Raw genomic sequence first — 4938 nt, 5'->3', positions numbered from 1 at the left:
CGGCACGGTCCGGCTGCTGACACAGGCACGCGACTGGCCGGCCACCGGTCCGTCGCGGCGCTCCGCGGTGTCGTCGTTCGGCATCAGCGGCACCAACGCCCACGTGATTCTCGAAGAACCGCCCGCCCCGGACCCGCAACCGGCGGCGACCCCGCGGGTCGTGCCGTGGATCCTGTCGGCCCGATCGGCGGGCGCGTTGTCGGCCCAGGCCGGCCGGCTGAGGGAATTCGTCACCCGGCATCCGGACCTCGACCCGGCGGACGTCGCCTGGACCCTCGCGTTCGGCCGCTCACGGCTGACCCACACCACCGCTGTCGTCGGTGCCACCCGCGGCGAACTGATCGACGCCCTGGACACGGTCTCCGGTGGCTCGGACACGACCGTCCCGAGGGGCCGCACTGCAGTGCTGTTCACGGGTCAGGGCAGCCAGCGCCTCGGCATGGGCCGCGGACTGTACGAGGCGTTCCCGGTCTTCCGGGCGGCGTTCGACGCGGTGTGTGACCTTGTCGACGGTGAGCTGGATCGTCCGTTGGCGTCGGTGGTGTTCGCGCCGGTGGATTCGGCCGAGGCGGCGCTGATTGATCAGACGGTGTTCACGCAGGTGGGTTTGTTCGCCCTGGAAACGGCGTTGTTCCGGCTGGTGGAGAGCTTCGGCGTGGTCCCGGACATGCTGTTGGGTCATTCGATCGGTGAGGTTGTGGCCGCGCACGCCGCCGGGGTGCTGGATCTGCCGGATGCGTGCCGGCTGGTGGTGGCCCGGGGCAGGCTGATGCAGTCGGCGCCGGACGGTGGGGCGATGGTCGCGGTCGAGGCCACCGAGGAGGAGATCCTCGCCGGGCTGCCTGCGGGGGTGTCGATCGCGGGGGTGAATGGACCGCGTTCGGTGGTGGTGTCGGGTGACGCGGACGCTGTGCTCGGGGTCGAACAGCAGTGGCGGGCGCAGAGCCGTCGTACGAAGCGGCTCGTGGTCAGCCATGCGTTCCATTCGGCGCACATGGACGGTGTCCTGGACGAATTCCGGGCCGTACTGGCCGGGCTGACGTTCCACGAGCCCCGGATCCCCGTGGTGTCGAACGTGACCGGGGTGACGGCCGGCGCCGAACAGCTGCGGTCACCGGAATACTGGGCACGGCACATCCGCGCCACGGTGCGTTTCCACGACGGGGTGCGTCACCTCGAAGGCTACGGCGTCACCGACTTCCTGGAGCTCGGCCCGGACGGCGTCCTCACCGCCCAGGTACCGGGCTGTCTCATCGGGGACCCCGGGCTGAGCGTCGCGGGGCTGAGGGCCGGCCGGCCGGAACCGGAAACCCTGATCACGGCGCTGACCCGGATGGACGCCCGCGGCACGGCAGTGGACTGGACCGCGTTGCTGCCCGCGGCGCGCCGGATCGCCCTGCCGGGCTATCCGTTCCAGGGCGATCGGTACTGGCTCACCGAGGCGAAGGTCGCCCGCGACGCCGGAGGCCTGGGCCTCAGCACCACCCACCATCCGCTGCTCGGTGCCGCCGTCCGGCTCGCGGACCGCGACGGGTACGTATTCGTCGGGCAGCTGTCCCGCCGCACCCAGCCGTGGCTCGGTGATCACGTCGTCGCGGATGCCGCGCTGGTGCCGGGAACCGCGCTGCTGGAGCTCGCGACGTACACCGCTGAGCAACTCGGCGCGTACGTGGAGGAACTGACGCTCGCGAGCCCGCTGGTTCTGCCAGAGCAGGACGAGACCGCCGTGCAGGTGGTCGTGGGACAGGCCGGCGGCGACGGCCGGCGCCTGCTCGAGGTGTTCGCCCGCCCCTCCGGTGGCACGGTCGACGAATCCGACTGGATCCGGTACGCCTCCGGCACGCTGGCCACCGGTCCCGCCGCAGGTCCGGATCCGGTGCGAACCGCGGTATGGCCGCCTGCCGGCGCCGTCGTGGTCGACCTGGACGGCGTGTACGAGCGCCTCGTCAACGACGGGTACACGTACGGGCCCGCCTTCCAGGGGCTGCGGCGGTTGTGGCGCGGCGGCGGCGGCGAGGTCCTCGCCGAGGTGGGGCTGGCCGAGGATGAGCAGGGGGACGCCCGCTGGTACGGCGTACACCCGGCTCTGCTCGACGCGGCCCTGCACCCCGTCCTGCCGGGGGTGACGGAGACCGGTGGTACGGCCTGGCTGCCGTTCTCGTGGTCCGGGGTACGCATCCACCAGCCGGGAGTCACCGCGGCACGGGTCGCGATGACCACGATGTCGCTCGACGAGGGATCCCGGGTCGTGTCGCTCGAACTCAGCGATGCCACCGGTGCGCCGGTCGTGTCGGTGGCATCGCTGGTCCTGCGGTCCCTGCCGGCGGACGCGGTCCGCAGGGCGTCGACCGGCACGGATGGGCTGTGGGGCGTCGAGTGGATTCCCGTGCCGGAGTCCGCGTCGTCCGGCGCCGCGGAGCCGTCGATCCTGCGGCTCCCGGAGCCCGACCCGCGGATCCCCGTTCCCGTACGCACCCGCGAGCTCACCGCCTACGTGCTGCACCAGATCCAGGAGTGGCTGGCGGGCGAGCGCGACACCGCGGCGAAGCTGGTGGTGGTGACCCGTGGGGCGATCGGCGTCGACGGCGCCGACGTACCGGACCTCGCCGCCGCGGCGGTCTGGGGCCTGGTCCGGTCCACGCAGACCGAGCAGCCGGGCCGCTTCGTCCTCGCCGATCTCGACGACGACCCGCGTTCGTCCGCCGCGCTGACGGCAGCCGTCGCCGGCGACGAGACCCAGCTGGCGATCCGCCACGGCGCCGTCCGCGCACCCCGGCTCATCCGCGCACCGGCCGTCCCGGAAACCGCGCCCGCACCCCGCTGGGACCAGGGAACCGTCGTGGTGACCGGTGCGACGGGCGCGCTCGGCGGCGTTCTGGCCCGGCACCTGGTCACCCGGCACGGTGCGGCGCGGCTGCTGCTCCTGAGCCGGCGGGGACCACAGGCGCCCGGCGCGGATGAGCTGCGTGACGAGCTCACCGCTCTCGGCGCGGCCGTCGACATCGTCGCGTGCGACGTCACCGACCGCGGGGACCTCGCCAGGGTGTTGGCGGGGCTCCCCGCCGGGCACCCGGTGACCGCCGTCGTCCACACCGCCGGGGTTCTCGACGACGGGCTGGTCACCGCGCTCGATGCCGACCGCCTGCATGCCGTCATGCGCCCGAAGACCGATGCCGCATGGCTGTTGCACGACCTCACCCGGGACCTCGACCTGACCGCGTTCGTCGTCTACTCGTCGATCGCCGGCCTGCTCGGCACCGCCGGACAGGCCAACTACGCGGCGGGTAACACGTTCCTCGACGCGCTGGCGCAGCACCGCCGGGCGCACGGACTGCCCGGCGTCTCCCTCGCCTGGGGGCTCTGGGAGCAGTCCAGCGACATCACCGGGCATCTCGCGGACGTGGACCGGATGCGGATGGCCCGCTCGGGGCTCGTGCCGCTGCGTTCGGTGGCGGCCATGGAGCTGTTCGACCGGGCCGTACGCGGCAATGAGGCGGTGCTGGCGGTGACCCCGCTGGACCTGGCGGCACTGCGGTCGTCGGCCGAACCGGCGCCGCTGCTGCTGCGCAAGCTCGTCCCGGCACCACGCCTGCGCCGGGCGGACGGCTCGGCGCCGGCCACGACCCTCGCCGACCGGCTGACCGGGCTCTCGCGCAGCGAGCGGGAGCAGGTCCTGGTGGACCTCGTCCGGGCCCAGGTGGCCGCTGTGCTCGGGCACACCGGTGCGGCGGCGGTGCCGGCGGACCGGTCGTTCCAGGAATTGGGCTTCGACTCGCTCACCGCGGTCGAACTGCGCAATCAGCTCAACGCCGCGACCGGGCTGCGGCTGCCCACGACACTAGTGTTCGACTACCCGACCCCGCTCGCCCTCGCCGGTCTGCTGCACGCCGAGACCGGCGGCGACGAGCCCGCCGCGGGCGCCGCGCTGACCGGACTGACCGCTGTCGAGGCGGCCCTGCGTTCTGGCGGCACCCCCGGGGCGGACCGCGAGCTCATCGCGTCGAGGCTGCGTGCCCTGCTCGACCTGCACCGCGAGGTGACCGGGCACGACGACGGCGACACCGACCTCGACAACGCGAGCAACGACGAACTGTTCGCCCTCGTCGACGACCTCGACTGATTAGGCCGGCGGGTCACCACGCCGCCGGGCCGTCCCACGACAACCACGATGCTGGGGAGCTGAACGACGTGCCGGAAGAGGAAAAGCTCCGCGAGTACCTCAAGCGGGCGATCGCCGATGCGCGCGAGGCGCGCAAGCGGCTTCGCGAGGTCGAGGAGAAGAACCAGGAGCCCATCGCCATCGTGGGGATGGCCTGCCGGTTCCCGGGCGGGGTCACCTCGCCCGAGGCATTGTGGGAGCTGGTCGCGTCCGGCCGTGACGCCGTGGGTGACTTCCCGGGCGACCGGGGATGGGACGCCGGCGAGCTGTTCGATCCGGACCCGGACCGGGTGGGGCGTTCGTACTGCCGCGAAGGGGGATTCCTCTATGAGGCGGCCGGGTTCGACCCCGAGCTCTTCGGTATGTCGCCGCGGGAGGCCACGGCCACCGACCCGCAGCAGCGGTTGCTGCTGGAGACCGCGTGGGAGACGTTCGAACGCGCCGGGATCGACCCGGCCGGGCTCAAGGGCAGCCGCACCGGGGTCTACACCGGAGTGATGTACAGCGACTACGGCTCCCGCCCCGACCTGCCGCTGGAAGGCTTCGAGGGCTACCTCTTCAACGGCAGCGCGGGGAGCATCGCCTCGGGCCGGGTGGCGTACACGTTCGGGCTGGAGGGCCCGGCGGTGACCGTGGACACCGCGTGCTCGTCGTCGCTGGTCGCCCTGCACCTGGCCGCGAACGCGTTGCGGTCGGGGGAGTGTGATCTGGCCCTCGCCGGCGGCGCCACCGTCATGTCGACCCCCATCGCGTTCCTCGAGTTCGCCCGCCAGCGGGGC

2 protein-coding genes are annotated in these 4938 nt (G+C 72.9%); both read left to right on the top strand.

What is annotated here, in order from left to right:
• Positions 1-13: 13 nt before the first annotated feature.
• Positions 14-4120 carry an SDR family NAD(P)-dependent oxidoreductase gene (locus Aco04nite_RS45965; RefSeq protein ID WP_308161741.1) on the top strand — a complete coding sequence of 1369 codons (4107 nt, stop codon included), beginning with the start codon at positions 14-16 and terminating at the stop codon, positions 4118-4120.
• Positions 4121-4188: 68 nt separating this feature from the next.
• Positions 4189-4938 (top strand): beta-ketoacyl synthase N-terminal-like domain-containing protein (locus tag Aco04nite_RS45960; RefSeq protein WP_213003494.1); only part of this gene is annotated, 750 nt, incomplete at its 3' end.

This window comes from Winogradskya consettensis (assembly GCF_018332715.1).
GTDB lineage: Bacteria > Actinomycetota > Actinomycetes > Mycobacteriales > Micromonosporaceae > Actinoplanes > Actinoplanes consettensis.
This window is presented reverse-complemented; position numbering and strand designations above follow the sequence as displayed.